This window comes from Bradyrhizobium guangdongense, from assembly GCF_006483445.1.
Classification (GTDB): Bacteria; Pseudomonadota; Alphaproteobacteria; order Rhizobiales; family Xanthobacteraceae; genus Bradyrhizobium; species Bradyrhizobium guangdongense_A.
Map to the genome: position 1 here is coordinate 1 of NZ_PPPT01000255.1, position 1,013 is coordinate 1,013.

The following is a 1,013-nucleotide window of genomic DNA, read 5'->3' on the forward strand; positions in this document are numbered from 1 at the left end:
AAAACTCTGCGGCGTCGACATTTCCGAACCGATGCTGCGCCGGGCGCTCAAGCGCGTGCGCGAGATGAAGCTCGATAATGTCGAGGTGCTCTCGGTGATGGATGCGAAGAACCTCGCATTCCCCGAAAACTTCTTCGACGCGGTGGTCGCGCAATATGTCATCACCGCCGTGCCGGATCCCGAAGGCACGCTCGACGAGTTCGTGCGCGTGCTGAAGCCCGGCGGCGAGCTCATCCTGGTCAACCACATCGGCGCCGAAAGCGGCCCGCGAAAGCTGTTCGAGCTCGCGTTTGCGCCGATCGCGCGCCGGCTCGGCTGGCGGCCGGAATTTCCGTGGGCGCGTCTCGCGAACTGGCAGAAGCGCCACGGCGGCGTCACGCTCGCCGAGCGCCGGCCGATGCCGCCGATGGGGCACTTTTCGCTGATCCGCTATCGCAAGGCGTAACCGCGACGATTTCGCCCGCAGTTCGGGCGGGAACGCGCGCCGGTCGCGAGCGTTTCCTCTCCATGCGCACGAAACCCAAATTGCTTCTCGCAACTGCGCTGATCGCCGCGTCCGGCGCCGCGATCGCGCAGGCTCCGCCCGCGCCGGCGACGCCGCCGCAGGCGACCGCTCCGCCCGCGCCGCAGCGATCCGCCGATTGCACGCCAACGCGCCCGGATCATTCCCGCAACACCCTCGTTCCCGAGGGCGGCACGACGGGCCAGGCCCAGGAACCGCTCGGCGACAGGCTGGCGAAATCCGACGGCGTGCTCTGCCCGCCTTCCGGCGTCGACCCCGAAATGCGGGCGCCCGCGCCCGAGATCGGCAAGACCCCGGTGATTCCGCCACCCGGCAGCCCCGGCGGCGACCCCAATGTGAGGCCGAAATAGGCCCCAGATCACAAAGACTTGGACTTGAGGCCCGGTTTGCTTGACAGGCCGTCGACCGCCTCATTATATGCCGCGCGTTCGCGAGATCGGCCGTTTCGGCGCTCGCGACCCTGTGGCGGGGTAGCTCAGCTGGTTAGAGC

General features: G+C 68.2%; 2 protein-coding genes. Both read left to right on the top strand.

The features are described from left to right. Nucleotides 1-445 (top strand): class I SAM-dependent methyltransferase (locus C2U70_RS30535; RefSeq protein ID WP_140982342.1); only part of this gene is annotated, 445 nt, incomplete at its 5' end. A 62-nt stretch (nt 446-507) separates the two neighbouring features. Continuing rightward, a complete protein-coding gene (locus C2U70_RS30540; RefSeq protein WP_140982343.1) occupies nt 508-873 on the top strand; it encodes a hypothetical protein in 366 nt (121 codons plus the stop codon). Nucleotides 874-1,013: the final 140 nt, after the last annotated feature.

Coding starts and splice junctions, on each gene's coding strand:
- C2U70_RS30540 (WP_140982343.1), top strand. CDS start 508: ATGCGCACGAAACCCAAATTGCTTCTCGCAACTGCGCTGATCGCCGCG.